Origin of the sequence: Terribacillus saccharophilus (genome assembly GCF_002272745.1) — a bacterium.
Taxonomy (GTDB): Bacteria; Bacillota; Bacilli; order Bacillales; family Amphibacillaceae; genus Terribacillus; species Terribacillus saccharophilus_B.
Map to the genome: position 1 here is coordinate 1 of NZ_NPBD01000001.1, position 15,694 is coordinate 15,694.

11 protein-coding genes, 1 tRNA gene, 1 pseudogene and 1 riboswitch are annotated in these 15,694 nt (G+C 42.7%); of the genes and pseudogenes, 10 read left to right on the forward strand and 3 right to left on the reverse strand.

What is annotated here, in order from left to right; translation table 11 throughout:
• Positions 1-16: 16 nt before the first annotated feature.
• Both CHH58_RS00005 and CHH58_RS00010 read left to right on the forward strand, forming a co-directional pair.
• Positions 17-98 (forward strand) — tRNA-Leu (locus tag CHH58_RS00005).
• A 426-nt stretch (positions 99-524) separates the two neighbouring features.
• Positions 525-1,460, forward strand: coding sequence for an NADP-dependent oxidoreductase (locus CHH58_RS00010; RefSeq protein ID WP_095229574.1), 936 nt, complete (start codon positions 525-527; stop codon positions 1,458-1,460).
• A 233-nt stretch (positions 1,461-1,693) separates the two neighbouring features.
• On the opposite strand, the gene CHH58_RS00015 is transcribed toward CHH58_RS00010, so the two are convergent.
• Positions 1,694-2,764 carry an aldo/keto reductase gene (locus CHH58_RS00015; protein WP_095261794.1) on the reverse strand — a complete coding sequence of 357 codons (1,071 nt, stop codon included), beginning with the start codon at positions 2,762-2,764 and terminating at the stop codon, positions 1,694-1,696.
• Positions 2,765-3,129: 365 nt separating this feature from the next.
• Here CHH58_RS00015 and CHH58_RS00020 point away from each other — a divergent pair, with 365 nt between their 5' ends.
• The 3 genes from CHH58_RS00020 to CHH58_RS00030 all read left to right on the forward strand — a co-directional run bounded on the left by CHH58_RS00020 (position 3,130) and on the right by CHH58_RS00030 (position 7,972).
• A complete protein-coding gene (locus CHH58_RS00020; protein WP_095229578.1) occupies positions 3,130-4,323 on the forward strand; it encodes a hypothetical protein in 1,194 nt (397 codons plus the stop codon).
• Positions 4,324-4,338: 15 nt separating this feature from the next.
• Positions 4,339-5,574: a Zn-dependent hydrolase gene (locus tag CHH58_RS00025; RefSeq protein WP_095261795.1), complete on the forward strand. Its 1,236-nt coding sequence runs from the start codon at positions 4,339-4,341 to the stop codon at positions 5,572-5,574.
• Positions 5,575-5,890: 316 nt separating this feature from the next.
• On the forward strand, positions 5,891-7,972 hold the full coding sequence (locus CHH58_RS00030) for a bifunctional metallophosphatase/5'-nucleotidase (RefSeq protein ID WP_095261796.1): 2,082 nt from the start codon (positions 5,891-5,893) through the stop codon (positions 7,970-7,972).
• Positions 7,973-8,017: 45 nt separating this feature from the next.
• Here the strand turns inward: CHH58_RS00030 and CHH58_RS00035 are convergent, their stop codons facing one another.
• Both CHH58_RS00035 and sfnG read right to left on the reverse strand, forming a co-directional pair.
• Positions 8,018-9,220 (reverse strand): DUF4317 domain-containing protein, encoded by a 1,203-nt coding sequence (locus CHH58_RS00035; RefSeq protein ID WP_095261797.1) that lies wholly within the window; start codon positions 9,218-9,220, stop codon positions 8,018-8,020.
• A gap of 265 nt (positions 9,221-9,485) precedes the next feature.
• Positions 9,486-10,568, reverse strand: coding sequence for a dimethylsulfone monooxygenase SfnG (sfnG, locus tag CHH58_RS00040; RefSeq protein WP_095261798.1), 1,083 nt, complete (start codon positions 10,566-10,568; stop codon positions 9,486-9,488).
• Between the two features lie 100 nt (positions 10,569-10,668).
• A riboswitch (SAM riboswitch) is annotated at positions 10,669-10,771 on the reverse strand.
• 126 nt (positions 10,772-10,897) lie between these two features.
• Between sfnG and dhaK the strand changes: the two genes are divergently transcribed.
• The 5 genes and pseudogenes from dhaK to CHH58_RS00065 all read left to right on the forward strand — a co-directional run bounded on the left by dhaK (position 10,898) and on the right by CHH58_RS00065 (position 15,692).
• On the forward strand, positions 10,898-12,640 hold the full coding sequence (gene dhaK / locus CHH58_RS00045; RefSeq protein ID WP_095261799.1) for a dihydroxyacetone kinase subunit DhaK: 1,743 nt from the start codon (positions 10,898-10,900) through the stop codon (positions 12,638-12,640).
• A gap of 204 nt (positions 12,641-12,844) precedes the next feature.
• Positions 12,845-13,305, forward strand: a pseudogene (locus CHH58_RS00050) (VOC family protein).
• A 43-nt stretch (positions 13,306-13,348) separates the two neighbouring features.
• Positions 13,349-14,404 (forward strand): NAD(P)H-dependent flavin oxidoreductase, encoded by a 1,056-nt coding sequence (locus CHH58_RS00055; RefSeq protein WP_095229591.1) that lies wholly within the window; start codon positions 13,349-13,351, stop codon positions 14,402-14,404.
• A gap of 28 nt (positions 14,405-14,432) precedes the next feature.
• Positions 14,433-15,047 (forward strand): NUDIX hydrolase, encoded by a 615-nt coding sequence (locus CHH58_RS00060; RefSeq protein WP_373554124.1) that lies wholly within the window; start codon positions 14,433-14,435, stop codon positions 15,045-15,047.
• 51 nt (positions 15,048-15,098) lie between these two features.
• The gene (locus CHH58_RS00065) at positions 15,099-15,692 is read left to right on the forward strand and encodes a histidine phosphatase family protein (RefSeq protein ID WP_095261800.1); all 594 of its coding nucleotides are present in this window, start codon (positions 15,099-15,101) and stop codon (positions 15,690-15,692) included.
• Positions 15,693-15,694: the final 2 nt, after the last annotated feature.

Genomic DNA, 15,694 nt, shown 5'->3' on the forward strand with positions numbered 1-15,694 from the left:
AAATATTTTATAACATGCCGGTGTGGCGGAATTGGCAGACGCGCACGACTCAAAATCGTGTTCCGTAAGGAGTGCCGGTTCGACCCCGGCCACCGGTATCACTAGACAGCATGCCAAAGCTGTCAAAAAAGACTCTAACGTAAAGTTAGAGTCTTTTTTTGTATTTACTTTGGACTTACATAATAGCGAAGATATCTTTGTATCTGTGTAAACCAGAAACAATAGTTGTGGCTCGTTTAAGAAGATAAGTGGATTTTTAGTATAAGGTCAATTAATGGGTTGGAAGTTGTCTTAAAATATAGCGTTAGCTTAAGAACCTAAATCACTAGAGAATTGTCCCTCTATGTTGTAATTTTATAAATAGCATCTATAAGCAGTTTAGTTTGATTCAAAGTTATTAGAGGTTAAAATAAGTCTTGTATTAAATAAATACATGGCACTGACAAGAAGGAATAACTTCTTAAGGCAGAACGAAGACTAGCTAGAGCTTACAAATATATTTCGTGAAAAAGGGAGTGCTATTCATGCGTGCAGTTATTATTAATGAATATGGCGATAAAAATGTATTAGTAGAGCAAGAATTGCCGAAACCTGAAATAAAACCAAACCAAGTGATTGTTGAGGTGTATGCCACTTCTGTTAATCCGATTGATTGGAAGCTACGTGCGGGTTACTTAAAGCAGATGCTCGATTGGTCATTTCCAATTATCCTTGGCTGGGATGTTGCAGGTAAGATAGTGGAAATTGGAAACGAAGTGACGAATTATCAAGTTGGGGATGAAGTTTTCGCACGACCGGATACTACCGCTGCAGGTACTTATGCGGAATTCACGGCTGTGGATGAAGAATTACTTGCGAAAAAGCCTAGCAATCTTACATTTGAAGAAGCTGCCTCTATTCCATTAGCAGGGTTAACCGCTTGGCAGTGTCTAGTGGACAATACAAAGGTCAAAAAAGGTGATAAAGTACTGATCCAAGCTGGAGCTGGTGGTGTAGGAAGTATGGCTATTCAAATGGCAAAACATTTGGGTGCCTATGTTGCTACAACTGCGAGTGAAAAAAATGAAGCATATGTAAAAGAGTTAGGTGCTGATGAATTCATTAATTACCGCACACAGCAATTTGAAGACGAATTAAGTGATTATGATGCAGTCATAGATACAATGGGCGGCGATATCTTAAATAAAAGCTTCCAAGTTTTAAAGCCTGGTGGCAGACTAGTAACGATTGCGGGACAACCTGATGAGTCATTAGCAGATAAACATCAAGTAACGGCAAGCTCCTATTGGTTAACGCCAAATGGTAAGCAATTAGGTGAATTAGGAGAATTACTTGAGAAAGGAATTATTAAGCCTCAAGTGGGTCATGTATTCGACTTCTCAGCAGAAGCTTTACAAGAAGCACATGAATTAAGTGAAACGCATCATGCCAAAGGTAAAATTGTGATAAAAGTAAAATGAGGAAGACCCTGTGTACCCAATAATGATTGACTGTCATTATTGGGTGTGTTCATTATGACCTAACATTTGGGTCCGTCTTTCCTTCAGATCGTTCAAGAATTAAAGAAAGGCATACCAGAGGTTTTAAAAAAACTTCGAAGTAACTAAATCAAGCTAAATGTAATTAACTTCTTTAAAAAACATACCGAAAACAGAACTAAAGGTCTGCTTTCGGTATGTTTTAAGTTCCATCTTTATTCATCTAACCCCATCGATTGCTTATACCTCTGCAAATAAGTCATCTCTGCAGGGCTTCCCTTTTCAAAACTGCTCATAGCACGATGCCAGAGCGGATATATTGGCGCTGGGCGAGCAGCAGATTCGATAAGGTCATGCTCTTCTTGTGTTAGCTTAATATCGAATGAAGCAATGTTTTCCTTCAACTGTTCCTCATTGCGTGCTGCAATAACAATTGGCCCAACGTTTGGACGGTCTCTGACCCATGCATAGGTGATTTGCGGCACAGATGCATTATGGTTTGATGCAACTTCTTCAAGTGCATCAATCACCTTATAGAGTCGTTCCTGATCCTGAACCCAAGGCTCTGACCAGCCGCCGCCTTGACGGGTGTTTTCAGGTGCTGTTTTATTCCTTCCGATTTTTCCGTTTAGTAAACCTTCACCTAGTGGGCTCCAGATCATGTTCCCAATGCCGAGCTCCGTTCCTGCCGGCAACAGTTCATATTCTGCTTCACGAGCTTCTGGTGTGTAATATATTTGCTGCGTGATTGGCGGAATATATCCAGTCTGCTGTGCGACAGTGAAAGTTCTCGCAAGTGCCCAGCCGCTATAGTTAGAAACACCCCAATATCGAATCTTCCCTTTTTTGATAAGGTTGGTCATCGTTTCTATTTTTTCCTCGACTGGTGTGCGTCCGTCCCAAAGATGGACAAAATACAAATCAAGATAATCTGTACCAAGACGCTGCAGTGTTTGGTCGATGGATGCTTCAATATTAATCCGGGAAGCTCCTCCGGCGTTTGGTCCATCTCCGAGTGGAAAGCCAGTTTTTGAATTGATTAGCACTTCATCCCGGCGTCCCTTGATAGCAGCACCTAATACACGTTCTGAATCTCCTTCGGAATAAAGGTTAGCCGTATCAAACATATTGATACCAGCTTCTAGTGACATATCCAGCATTCTCCGTGCTTCGTCTTCTTTTACATTACCAGCAGCTTCAAAGCCATTCGTACCGCTGAATGGAATTGTACCGAGGATATACTTCGGTACGCGGAGACTGAAGTTTCCTAGATTAATGTATTCCATGATAGCCTCCTAATTAAAAGTTGTTTAATATCATGCATCTTAAGTACAATACCCGACCTTAAAAATCCAAGAAATAGTATGGGGAACTCTTCATTACGCCGATGCCGAGATTTTGTGCAAGCTGTCCTTTATTAACAGAAAAAAATTATAAAAAGTTTATAACAGAAATAGAGAAAGTCAGAATAAAGTGGTTGTAGGAACAATAAAGCTAAAAGCCTCAAATTGTAAAAGGGTTTCCAAAAAAAATGAAAAGAAAAAATTAAATTGACTGAAAACTTAAAATATATTATTATTCATACATGTCTTTATTTGAATATTAACTATTCAATTGTTTTAAAAATACATCAAGAAGTTAGGAGTCCCTCATGTCACAATTGCTAGCATTAGTTATACTTACCCTTATTTTATTTATCGGTGATTTAGTCGCGGTTCGTACAAAGGCTTGGGTGCCGTCCGTATTCATTTGTGCGATTTTATTTCTTGTAGGATATTGGACTTTCTTCCCTGCAGACATCGTATCGGTGGCTGGTGTTCCGCCAGTTGTAGCTACTATGATGATGTACCTCCTGATTACCAATATGGGGACATTGCTATCGCTTAAAGAATTGAAAGCGCAGTGGAAAACGATTGTGATTGCTTTATCCGGTATTCTAGGAATCGTGATTTTGTTAATGACGGTTGGAACGTTGATATATGGCTTCCAAACAATGGTCGTTGCGATTCCTCCTTTGGTCGGCGGAGTAGTTTCTGCGCTGATCATGTCTGATGCAGCTAGTGCGGCAGGTCTTTCATCTTTGGCGGTGTTTGCTATCGTCATTTACGTGATGCAAGGTTTTGCGGGCTATCCGATTACAGCTTTTGTATTGAAAAAAGAAGGGAAGCGACTGCTGAAGCTTTATCGGAATGGAGAGCTTCAAGTGGACGCGACTGATAAAGCGAATGAAGAAATAGCTGCTACGGTGGAAGCAGCACCATCCAGATGGAGATTGCCTGAAAAATATAACACTGATTTCCTCAAGTTTTTCAAGCTGGCGCTAGTATCTTATGCAGCGTATCTTGTATCTACTCTGGTGGCACCATTATTTTCAATCAGTCCATTCGTTCTTTGCTTATTATTCGGGGTTATTGCCTCTAGTGTCGGTTTCCTTGAAAAGCAAGCCTTGCAAAAGGCAAATGGATTTGGAATTGCGATCTTAGTGCTAATGCTGTTCATCTTTGACGGATTGAATCAGGCTACACCAAGCATGATGCTTCAAATTTTGTATCCGCTGGTAGGAACTATCATCATCGGTATTGTAGGGATGTATATCTTCTCCTTCATTGCAGGTAAGATCTTAGGAGTAAGCAAGAATATGGCGTTTGCGGTTTCCTTGACAGCTCTGTACGGTTTCCCAGCTGATTACATTATCACAAACGAAGTAATCAAGTCCTTGAGCGAAGATGAAAAGGAAAGAGAAGTATTAACAAGCCGGATGCTGCCGCCAATGCTTGTAGGGGGCTTTATCACAGTAACCATCGTGTCAGTCATACTAGCAGGAATCTTTGTTGGTTTCTTGTAATAGGGAGAGAATAACTTGAGTAAAACAAAAGAACGGATTGAACAGCATATAGAGGCTTTAGCACAATTTACTGCCACTCCTGGTTCTGGTACCACGCGTCTCACATACAGCCAGGAGGACCTCCATGCCCGTAACTATATTAAAGAACAAATGAAAGCATCAGGATTGCACGTAAGTGAAGATGGATTCGGTAATATTTTTGGGAAGCTGGAAGGCAGTATACCGGACGCGCCAAGTGTGATGATCGGTTCTCATTTCGATTCCGTGCCAAACGGAGGAGCGTATGATGGACCAGCTGGAGTAGTAGCAGCGCTCGAGGTAGCGAAACTTTTTCAAAAAAATGATCTAAAACCGAAGTATCCACTTGAAATTATAGCCTTGGTGGAAGAAGAGGGCTCTCGTTTTGGCGGAGGGCTGATGGGTTCACGAGGAATTACTGGCGTGCTTAGTGAAGCCGATTTTAACAGCCTGAAAGATAGGGATGGAGTTTCTACAGTAGAAGCGATGCAAAAAATAGGGTTGGACCCATCGCTTCCAAAAGGAAGAGACCCTAAAACGATGAAGGCTTTTCTTGAGTTGCATATTGAGCAAGGACCGATCTTAGAAGAAAAAAATATTCCTATCGGTGTTGTTGATGCAATCGTTGGGTTGACTCAATATGAAGTGACAGTCAAAGGGCAGGCAGGACATGCAGGGACTACTCCAATGGACCGTCGCGCAGATGCTTTGATAGCTGCATCCAAAATCATCAGTCAGTTGCCTGAACTTGCTGTGGAAGAAGGGAACGGCACAGTTCTTACTGTAGGACGGCTAAATGTTTTTCCTAATGGAGCAAATGTCATTCCTGACAAAGTTGTATTTACGATCGACTTACGGTCTGGGAAAGAAGAACATGTACTGAATGTGATTGAGAAGATGAAGGAATGCATAAACACACATCAAGGAAGTGGAATTGAGATAATGGCTGAGGAGCAGTTATATATCCAGCCTAAAGCATTGAATGAAAACATCCGCGCACTTCTTGAAGACAAGAGCAAGGAAAGTAATGTATCGTATTGCTCTATCAATAGCGGAGCAGGACATGATGCGATGATCTTTTCCGACTTTACAGACGTTGGCATGCTATTCATACCAAGTAAGGCAGGGTTAAGTCACTGTCCCGAAGAATGGTCAGACTCAAATCACATAGCAAAAGCTGCAGAAATTTTTTATGAAGCTGCGAAGGATTTAACCGAGGTAGAGGAAGAGTAAATAGCGATACTAAGTTAGCAAACTATTAAGAGCTAGGCGCATCCAGATATGGAAAGTGCCCAGCTCTCTTTTTACGTTGATATCATGGAATCGTAAGCGGTCTTATCTAGAATTGAGTGTCTCATAAAGAGGTTATAATTTCCCGTCCCATAAAAAAGAAAACAATAATTTATGAAAATATATAATTATTCACAATATTTTAATGATAAATTAATAGTATGCTTCTACAATTATGTAGAAGAGTCGACAGGGTTGGCATAGTGGACTAGTGCGGACATTGTCGGAAATTCACTATTAATTTGGGGGTATCGATCTTATGAAGGGTAAGAAGCGTTTCAATTTTTCACTAAGCAGTGTTGCAATTATAGCTATTCTATCCTCAATTGTTTTACCAACCAGTACATATGCAGCTGATGAAAATGGGGAAGATTTTTCTTTGACGATCATGCACATGAACGATACGCACGCGCGTGTGGAGCCGCTGGCAAATATGGTAACAGCGGTTAAAGAAGTTCGCGCTCAAAAGCCAGATGCATTATTATTTAATGCAGGAGATGTTTTTTCCGGGACGCTCTATTTCAATCAATTTCAAGGACAAGCGGATTTAGCACTTTTAAACATGATGGATATCGATGCAATGACGTTCGGGAATCATGAATTCGATCTTGGTTCCAGTGAGAATGGTCATGCATCTCTTTCAGAATTTATCACAGGGGCGAACTTCCCATTTGTTTCTGCAAACGTAGACTTGTCTGCTGATCCTTTTACAGGCAGTCGAGTGAGCAATACGTTTACAGAAGATGCACAGGATAGCACGGTATATGATGGAATGGTTAAAGAAGTAAACGGGGAGAAGATTGGTATCTTCGGGCTTACAACAGAGGAGACGTTGATGACTTCCAGCCCAGTTGCTGCAAAGATTACAAATTATAAAGCAGAAGCAGAACGGGCAGTTGCAGCGTTTGAGGATATGGGAATTGATAAAATCGTTGCTATCTCTCATCTTGGTTATGACAGCAATCCTGCAGTCGGTAATGATTTGATGCTGGCAGAACAAGTTGACGGGATTGATGTCATTGTTGGCGGTCATTCTCATACACAGTTAAATGATCCGACAGTTGTTACCACGGATGAAAATGGTGCTTCAAAAGATCCGACAGTTATTGTTCAGGCATATCAGTATGCTCAATATCTAGGGGAGCTCGATGTAAACTTTAATGAGCAAGGCGTTGTAACCGGCTCTTCTGGCCATTTAATCGATGCAACGCAAAAGCAAGCTGATCCAGAAGCAGTTAATATACTGAATACTTATAAATCAGAAGTTGATCAGGTATCCAATCAAGAGACAGGTGCGGTAGCGCAAAAACCGCTTACTAACCCAAGACTTACGGACAGTGACGTTAGTGTGCGAGCAAACGAAACGGAATTAGGTAATCTAATTACAGATGCGATGCTTGTTAAAGCCCAGGAAAAAATGCCGGAAGTGTCGATTGCTATGCAGAATGGCGGCGGAATCCGTGCGGCAATTGATCAAGGGCCGATTACAGTCGGTGAAGTGATTACTGTACTGCCATTTGGAAATGACCCGGCAGTTGTGCAGTTGACAGGAGAAGAAATCAAGCAGATTCTTGAGTACAGTGTTCGCTTGGCTCCAGAAGAAAGTGGCGGCTTCCTGCAGGTTTCCGGCATGAAATTTGCTTATGACAGCACAAAGGAAGCAGGTTCCCGTGTTGTTTCCATGCAAGTGAAGAATGGCGAAGAGTACGTGGATATTAACTCTAATCAGACTTACCTTGTAACGACAAATAACTTTACTGCAAAAGGCGGGGACGGTTTTGAAGTATTCGCCCAAGCATATGCAGAAGGACGTGTACAGGATCTAGGCGAAATCGATTGGGAACAATTCCGTAATTATATGGTCGAAGATTTGAATGGTGTTGTTGATCCTGTTATCGAAGGCCGTATTACTGATTTATTAGGCAAAGACCTCGAGCCAACAGAACCACCTGTAGAGGAAGATCCAGAAGCTCCAGTAAAACCAGATCCGAATGAAGAAACTCCAGATCCAAATGGTGATGGTAACGATCAAGGAGAGCATCCAGGGGATAAACCACAGGAAGATCCGAAAGATGACAATAAACCAGTAGACGAAGATAAAAATAATCAGGACGATAAAGACAGCACACCGCCGCCAAGCAGCCAAAATAACGGTGGCAACGGCAGCAACTCAGGTGGCAGTATTCTAAAAGTCTCTGATGACAAGACGAGTCCAGCCAACAGTGGAAGTAAACTGCCAAACACGGCAACGAATATGTATACGTACATGCTGGCAGGAGTAGTATTGCTTGCAGCAGGTGTTGCTACCTTTATCTTTAAAAGAAAGAAAGCTAAAGCTTAACTAATACAAATAAGGATGCTGCATGATGCAGCATCCTTATTTCCTTTATAACTGTTCAGCTTCTTCTTCTCTATTAACCTTATTAACCAAAGCCTCTTCAGCCATCTTGAATCCTTCAATAACGGTATCTTCCTCAACTTCGATCATGATACAGCGTTTATTGTTGAAGACAACTTGTCGAACATAGCGTAAATCTTCAGGGCTGATTGCGATATTGGCAACCTTTGTTTTGATTTTAATAGATTTGGAATTGTACTTCGGCAATATACTGGTTGCCTTCATTTCATATTTCTCATCATCGATGACCTTTTGATAAGCAGTTTCCACTTTTTCAGGGGTCACATCTTCTACGCCGCTCATTGTCAAGACGCGTTGGATATCCTGTCGATCAAGCTTTGGTGCTTCGTCTTCTTCATTCTCTTCTACTACGCGATTGATTTCCTCATACACACTGGCAAGAGCAGAGGTATTAAGCTGATCTCCAGTGATATCTTTGACTATCTCTTCAAAGACACTTTTATCATCTCTTGCTGTCATGATTTCTTCGGCATTTAATACGTCTTCGATAAATGCTGTGTCTGGCTCGAATGCTTTTGCTGTAGAGTACAGCAAATGGTTTACATCAGCGGCGCTATCGTTGAAGCATGGGAATAAAAATCCTGATAGCGGTGCTTGCAGGTTGATAACAGGGTTTACTGTGACATTGTATTTGAATTCTCTTTCCACATAGTCAAATTCCAATTCTTTTTTCGGTTCCTGTGTCTTATTGATGCTGCACAGCAGGAAGGAGTGAGAGTACATCGTATCATTGGCGCTTTCCTCTGAATCATCACCCTGGCGTTTCTGGGCTTTCAGGTATTCTGCCTTAATGAACGAGATGACCACATCGTGCTCATACTGTCTGTCCTCTAGCATCTTTGCAACAAGCTTAAGCATGTCATTTGTCCATTCTTCAACATCATTTGTGAGTAAGCCGCGGTGCAGGATGAATTGGCTGCTGTCTTCTACGTCAAGTTTGAATTTCAGCTCGAATAATTTTTCATCCGGCTGGCCAGCCAGTACTTTTTTAAAGTTACCTAGGAATAGCTCTTGCTGATCCTCATCGAGCATACCGAATGGCATACTTTCATGATGATAAATGTCACTTGATTCTTTCATGATATATACGTTAAAAATATCAGAGATTTTAAGTTTATCGTTGCCTTTTTTAAATTGCCTGCGAATAGTTGCGATGTCTTTTTTATTCATATCGATTCCCGTTCCTTATAGATAGAGTGAAATGCATGTTCACTTATTTTAACATAGAGATAGATTGCGAAACGGCACTTTTAATGTAGGTTTTTGAAATATCTAAATTAGGGTCATGAATAAAATGTGGTAAAGATTAGAAGATAAGCTAAATAGCTGAAGGAATTTAAATGATGGGTTTTGATCAAGTTAAAGAGATAGAGAGCTAAAATCATCTAGTAATGATTTCTCATGTCAAAGTTCACTATGAAGCAAAAAGCCCATATCAAATGGGCTGTTTTACATCTTCTAGTGCCGCTTCCTTTTCCCGTACGAGCGGAATAACCTCAAGGCCAAAGCGCTCTAAATCTTCTTCGTAATGGAAGTGGCCAGTTAAAATAAGGTCAACACCAATTTGTTTCAGGCGAATGATCTGCTCGGCAACTTGTTCTGCAGTACCGATTAGACCTGTCTTGAATCCGTCATTATATTGGACAAGGTCCTTATAGGAGGAGTCTGCCCACATGCCTTGCTTACTGTGCGTGGCTTGGCCAGCATCCTTGACAGATTCCCGGAAGCCTTCGACAGCTTCAGTGTCGGCATGGCTGACGATATCACGCAGAAGGGATACGGCTTCTTCCTCTGTATCGCGGACGATGGCGAAGCCATTTACGGCGAATTTTACATCGCGTCCTTGTTTGGCTGCCCGGGCTTTTACATCTTGAATTTGCTGCTCGAAGCCCTCAAGTGTATTGCCGTTCATGAAATAATAATCGGACACGCGAGCAGCCATGTCCCTGGCCACCTCAGAGTTACCGCCCTGGAATATCGGAATTTGTTTCTCTGGCTTTGGCTTCAACGGGGCATCAGTCAAACGATAAAAGTCTCCACGATACGTAGCTTGTTCTTCTTCCCACAAAGCCCGAAGCACGCGGATAAATTCTTCGGAACGACGGTAGCGCTCATCATGATCCAGCCAATGCTCGCCGTAGCTGATGAATTCCTGCTTAAACCAGCCGCTTACAACATTAACAGCGGCACGTCCTCCGCTAATATGGTCCAGTGTAGCGAGCATTTTGGCGTAAACAGCTGGATGCCAAAGTCCTGGGTGAACAGCCGAGATAAGATTTAATTTTTCAGTGACACTTGCGAGGGCGGAAGCGAGGGTTATCGCTTCAAGCTGTTTATCAGCACCGTAGCTTGCGATGAACCGTGTTTGCAGCAGGGCATATTCAAAGCCATTCTGCTCAGCGATTTGTGCGTAGCGTTTGTTCGCTGCGAAACTCCAATCAGTTTTCTGCGGTAGCTTTGAGATGACCAGACCGCCACTCACATTCGGTACCCAATAAGCAAATTTTACATTCGTCATGTTTTACCCTCCACCAGCTCGCTTATCAAGACGTGTACGAAAACAGCCCTTCTCCATATAAGAGAAGGGCTGCGGATATGTAACTACCATCCGTTCACGCTTCTCATCTTCAGGATTTAAATCCTTCTGAAATTGGCACCGTGCTGTAACAGTCGGTTGCCGAGGCTTCACTGGGTCAGTCCCTCCGCCTCTCTTGATAAGAAAACTATATTTTTAGTGATTGTAAACAAAGTATTCAGACTTGTCAACCTAGTTTGTGCAATTCGTTGATGGTTCTGTTAAGCTGAAGGGAGAAAGACACTTTTGCTTGTACAAGAGGAGGATAACCGATGAAAAAGATCATTAATCGACCAGAGGATGTTGTCCTGGAGATGTGTCACGGATTGGTATTGGCACACCCGGAGCTCGAACTATTGAAGAAGTATAAAGTGATCAAACGAAAACAGCCTCAGACAGATAAGGTTACCTTAATCAGTGGAGGTGGCAGCGGTCATGAGCCTTCCCATGCAGGCTTTGTTGGGAAAGGTATGTTGGATGCAGCAGTATGTGGCGATATGTTTGCTTCACCATCTCAAATCCAAGTATATCAAGCTATCAAGGAGACGGCAGGAGCGAAAGGAACACTGCTTATTATCAAGAATTATAGCGGAGATATTATGAACTTCAAGAACGCAGCCCACCTGGCTAAAGAAGATGGGTTGGAAGTGGATTATGTAAAAGTTGATGATGATATCGCTGTGGAAGATAGTCTGTATACAGTCGGAAGACGCGGTGTTGCTGGAGTCGTGCTTGTACATAAGGTTGCTGGAGCAGCTGCGGCTGAAGGCCGTGACTTACAGCAGGTGAAGGCAGTAGCGGAAAAAGCTGCCTCCCGGACGCGCAGCATTGGTGTTGCCTTGACATCCTGTACTTTGCCAGGAGGCGAACCGACCTTTAAGCTTGCTGAGGATGAGATGGAGTATGGAGTCGGGATTCATGGTGAACCTGGTATACGACGGGAAAAAGTTCTTTCAGCTGACGAACTAGCCAAACGGATGGTCGAGGATCTGCTGAAGGAAGGCGAGCCAGAGGAAGATGCGGCTTTGCTGATCAATGGCTTCGGCGGAACACCATTACAGGAACTATACTTATTCAATCAGTCTATCAATCGTGAATTGACCGAGCGGAATATTAAAATCAACCGGATATTCGTTGGCAACTATATGACTAGTATTGATATGGCAGGTGTGTCGGTAACGATTACGTCACTTGATGATGAGCTGCGTACTTTGCTTTCCAGCCAATCCAATACACCTGCTTTCAAGATTGACGGACCTATAGAGCAGCCTGCATTTACCGATTTTAAAGAAACAGCAGACAATGCGGATGTTTCCTACCAGGTAGAAACGGATAGCTTGTATGCACAAGTAAAAGAGGACTCTATCTCACTGGAAAACATAATCTACTTAGTGGATAAAATGAGCGAGATTATCATTGAAAATGAATCTGCCTTCAACAAGCTGGATACACACGCAGGAGATGGTGATTTCGGTAATAGTGTAGCGAAAGGTTTCCGTCAATTGAAACGAGAATGGAAACAGATACTCGGTCAAGAAGACTTGACCATAGCTAGTTTCTTTGATGCTTCTTCCATGGTGATCATGGAGCACTGCGGCGGTGCATCAGGTCCGATCTGGGGCGGTGCATTCCGAGCTGCTGGAAAAGCAGCTGGAGAGAAGAAGGAACTGTCTGTATCAGAATTCGCAGATGTTCTGCAGCGTGTCGTCTCGGCCATTCAAGATATTGGGGAACGTTCCTTCGGCCGCGGAGCAGAAGTTGGGGATAAAACATTGATCGATGCGCTTGCCCCTTGTGCGGACAGCTGGAAGCAGAGTGCTGCAGCTAGTGAAAGCGTTCAGACAGCCTTCAAAAAAGGCGCTGATGCTGCAGTGGTGGGTGCGGAGAAGACAAAGGAAATCGTTGCACGGATGGGACGAGCAGGTACGGTAGGAGAGCGCAGTCTTGGGTATCCAGATGCTGGGGCGCATGCATTAGGAGTCATCTTTACGAAGTTGGCAGTTAGTCTGAAATGATGGATAAACTGCCAACTTAGAAGAACGGATATTAATGGATGCTGAAAAAGGCTGTGGAGAAAGCCCCACAGCCTTTTTCATACGTCAGCACCAGGCTACAAGGTACCTTATAGATAGAAACTATATGCTATATTCGCGATCCTATTTCTTATAAAGTGATTTATTGTTATATATTGGTAGTGAGTCAAGAAAGGAGCGGAACAATTGATAGAAGGTTTATATGAAGCTCATCTTCCAGTAAGTAGTCTGAAAGAATCTATCAAATTTTATGAAGGGCTAGGTTTGGAACTTTCCCATATCCATGAAGATAGGTTAGCTTTCTTTTGATTAAAAAAGATCACAGCTGGCTGGGTCTCTGGGAATCGAATAGATCGGAGCTTGTATATCATCCGTCAATCAGACATGTTGCATTTCAAGTGAGCTTGGAAAATTTAAAAGGTGCAGCCGGATGGTTAAAAGATAAAGGCTACAATCCGAGAGAGGCTTTCGGTTTTGGTCCTCATGAACCTTTTGTGATGGCACATGATGGAATGGCACATGCAAAGATTCATTTCAATGATCCGGATGGAAACAGTCTGGAGCTGATTACGAAGATAGATAACCCAAACAATGTCACTTCAAGGATGTATTTGAGTGAATGGGAGAAGGAAAATTCTATTAGATAAAGCGCATTGATAAAAATGTGTTTTGAAGAGAGGAGTCAGAGAAATGCCAAATCGTTTGATTGACGCCTTGTCTATTTCTCATCCGATTATCCAAGCGCCTATGGCGGGAGGAATAACAACAGCAGAATTAGTAACAGCTGTATCTGAAGCGGGAGCATTAGGGATGATTGGTGCTGGTTATCTGGACGCTGAGAGTACCCGCCATCAAATACATGAAGTAAAAGCGGAAACAGATAAACCCTTCGGTATTAATTTGTTTGTACCAAGTCCTTACAAAGAAGAGAAAGATGTAATCCAAAAGGCGCAACTATCACTCCAGCCGTATCTGGAAAAACTGGGCTCTTTAGGTGTAGAAAGTGCATTCACATCTTATGAACAGACCTTAGAGATATTCTATAGACAGGTGAATGTCGTAATAGAAGAACAGGTACCAGTCTGTTCTTTCACTTTTGGGATGCCTTCTTCTGATGTTATCCACTCTTTAAAGCAAGCAGGCATATACACCATTGGCACAGCAACTACTCTGTCAGAGGCGCTGGCAATTGAGGCGGCTGGAATGGATGCAGTTGTCCTGCAGGGCAGTGAGGCGGGCGGCCATCGCGGTAATTTTTTGGCGGGAGTGGAACAAAGTATGATTGGATTGATGGCACTCATACCCCAAACTGTCGATCAGGTGAATATTCCAGTCATTGCTGCAGGAGGTATAATGGACAGACGCGGCGTCCAGGCGGCTCAATGTTTAGGTGCTGAAGGTGCACAACTAGGAACCGCATTTTTAACTTGTAAAGAAAGCGGTGCAAACCCATTATATAAGCAAGCAATTCTGGAGGGGCAGCAAGAGGACAAGACAACATTAACGAAAGCTTTCTCAGGCAAGGCGGCCAGAGGAATCGAGAATGACTTTATCCGTGAAATGCGAAAGTTTGAGCAGGAACTGCCAGACTTTCCTATCCAGAATACATTGACAAAGTCTATCCGGTCCGCTGCAGCACAACACAATGATCGAAATATGATGTCCTTATGGTGTGGGCAAAACCCAAATTTAGCAGAGCCTATCACTGCACAGCAATTGATGCATAAACTAGTAGACGAAGCATAAAACGATTACGGGATAATAGGTGATAGTCTTGGAAAAATGGTTGGAATGGGCAAGAAGAATACAAGCAATCTCCCAGGCTGGGCTGCATTTCACTAAAGATGTATTTGATCGGGAGAGATATACAGAATTACAGCAGCTCAGCGCAGAGATTATTGCAAACTACACAGGTCAGTCAGCTGAGGAAGTCGTGGAAGTTCTTGCTGCTGAAAAAGGTTATCCGACACCAAAGCTGGATATACGAGGAGTGGTTTTTCAGGAGGGAAAGTTGCTCTTAGTGAAGGAGAAGATGGATAATCGCTGGTCGCTGCCGGGCGGATTTTGTGAGGTAGGGCTGTCAGCAAGTGAAAATGCAGTCAAGGAAATCAAAGAAGAGTCGGGGTTTGATGTGCAGCCGATAAAGCTTTTAGCGGTGCTGGATTCGGATAAGCATACCGACAAGCCGCAAATGTTCCACTATTACAAAATCTTTCTGCAATGCGATATTGTCGGCGGAGGAGCGCAGGAAAGTGTGGAGACGAGTGAAATCGGCTTCTTTACAGAAACGGAGCTACCGCCATTGTCGTTGAAAAGAAATACAGAAGCGCAGATTAATATGCTGTTCGAATCTCAGCGTAAACCTGACAAACAGAGCGTGTTTGATTAGTCTGGATTTCCTTCCTGTGAAATAACGTAACTAAGGATTGGAGGTGTAAGTATAACAACTAGTATTTATATGGTTAGACATGGCGAATCGCCTAAGGAAGGTAATGAGAGAACGAGAGGTTTGACCGACAAAGGAAAACAGGATGCTATAAAGATTGCCGGGTCCTTAAAGGTAGAAATGATAGAGGTTTTTGTTTCAAGTCCTTACACACGTCCAGTTGAAACAATCCGCGGCTTGTCAGAACATGCGGGAAAAGAATTAGAAAAAATCGAGGATCTTCGGGAACGCGTCTTTGCTTCGGGTGATACGCGGATCTCTGATAAGGAACTATTACCTTTGTTGAAGAAATCTTTTGCTGATCCAAACTTCTCCTTTACCGGAGGCGAGTCAAATGTGGCTTGTCAAAAGAGGGCTATAGCAGTTTTGGAGGGTTTATTGAAAATCTATCAGGGATCCAAAATAGCGATAGGTACACATGGTGCTGTCATGACCTTGATGATGGGGTATTATGACAGTCAGTATGGTTTGGATTTCTTATTACAATCGTCTAAACCGGATATATATAGGATGGAGTTCAATGGTTATAAACTGATAGGGGTAGAAAGATTATGGATGAATCCCCGGAAGGATGGTTATAGTACATAAAA

Coding starts and splice junctions, on each gene's coding strand:
- dhaK (WP_095261799.1), top strand. CDS start 10,898: ATGAAAAAGATCATTAATCGACCAGAGGATGTTGTCCTGGAGATGTGT.
- CHH58_RS00010 (WP_095229574.1), top strand. CDS start 525: ATGCGTGCAGTTATTATTAATGAATATGGCGATAAAAATGTATTAGTA.
- CHH58_RS00030 (WP_095261796.1), top strand. CDS start 5,891: ATGAAGGGTAAGAAGCGTTTCAATTTTTCACTAAGCAGTGTTGCAATT.
- CHH58_RS00015 (WP_095261794.1), bottom strand. CDS start 2,764: ATGGAATACATTAATCTAGGAAACTTCAGTCTCCGCGTACCGAAGTAT.
- CHH58_RS00055 (WP_095229591.1), top strand. CDS start 13,349: ATGCCAAATCGTTTGATTGACGCCTTGTCTATTTCTCATCCGATTATC.
- sfnG (WP_095261798.1), bottom strand. CDS start 10,568: ATGACGAATGTAAAATTTGCTTATTGGGTACCGAATGTGAGTGGCGGT.
- CHH58_RS00020 (WP_095229578.1), top strand. CDS start 3,130: ATGTCACAATTGCTAGCATTAGTTATACTTACCCTTATTTTATTTATC.
- CHH58_RS00035 (WP_095261797.1), bottom strand. CDS start 9,220: ATGAATAAAAAAGACATCGCAACTATTCGCAGGCAATTTAAAAAAGGC.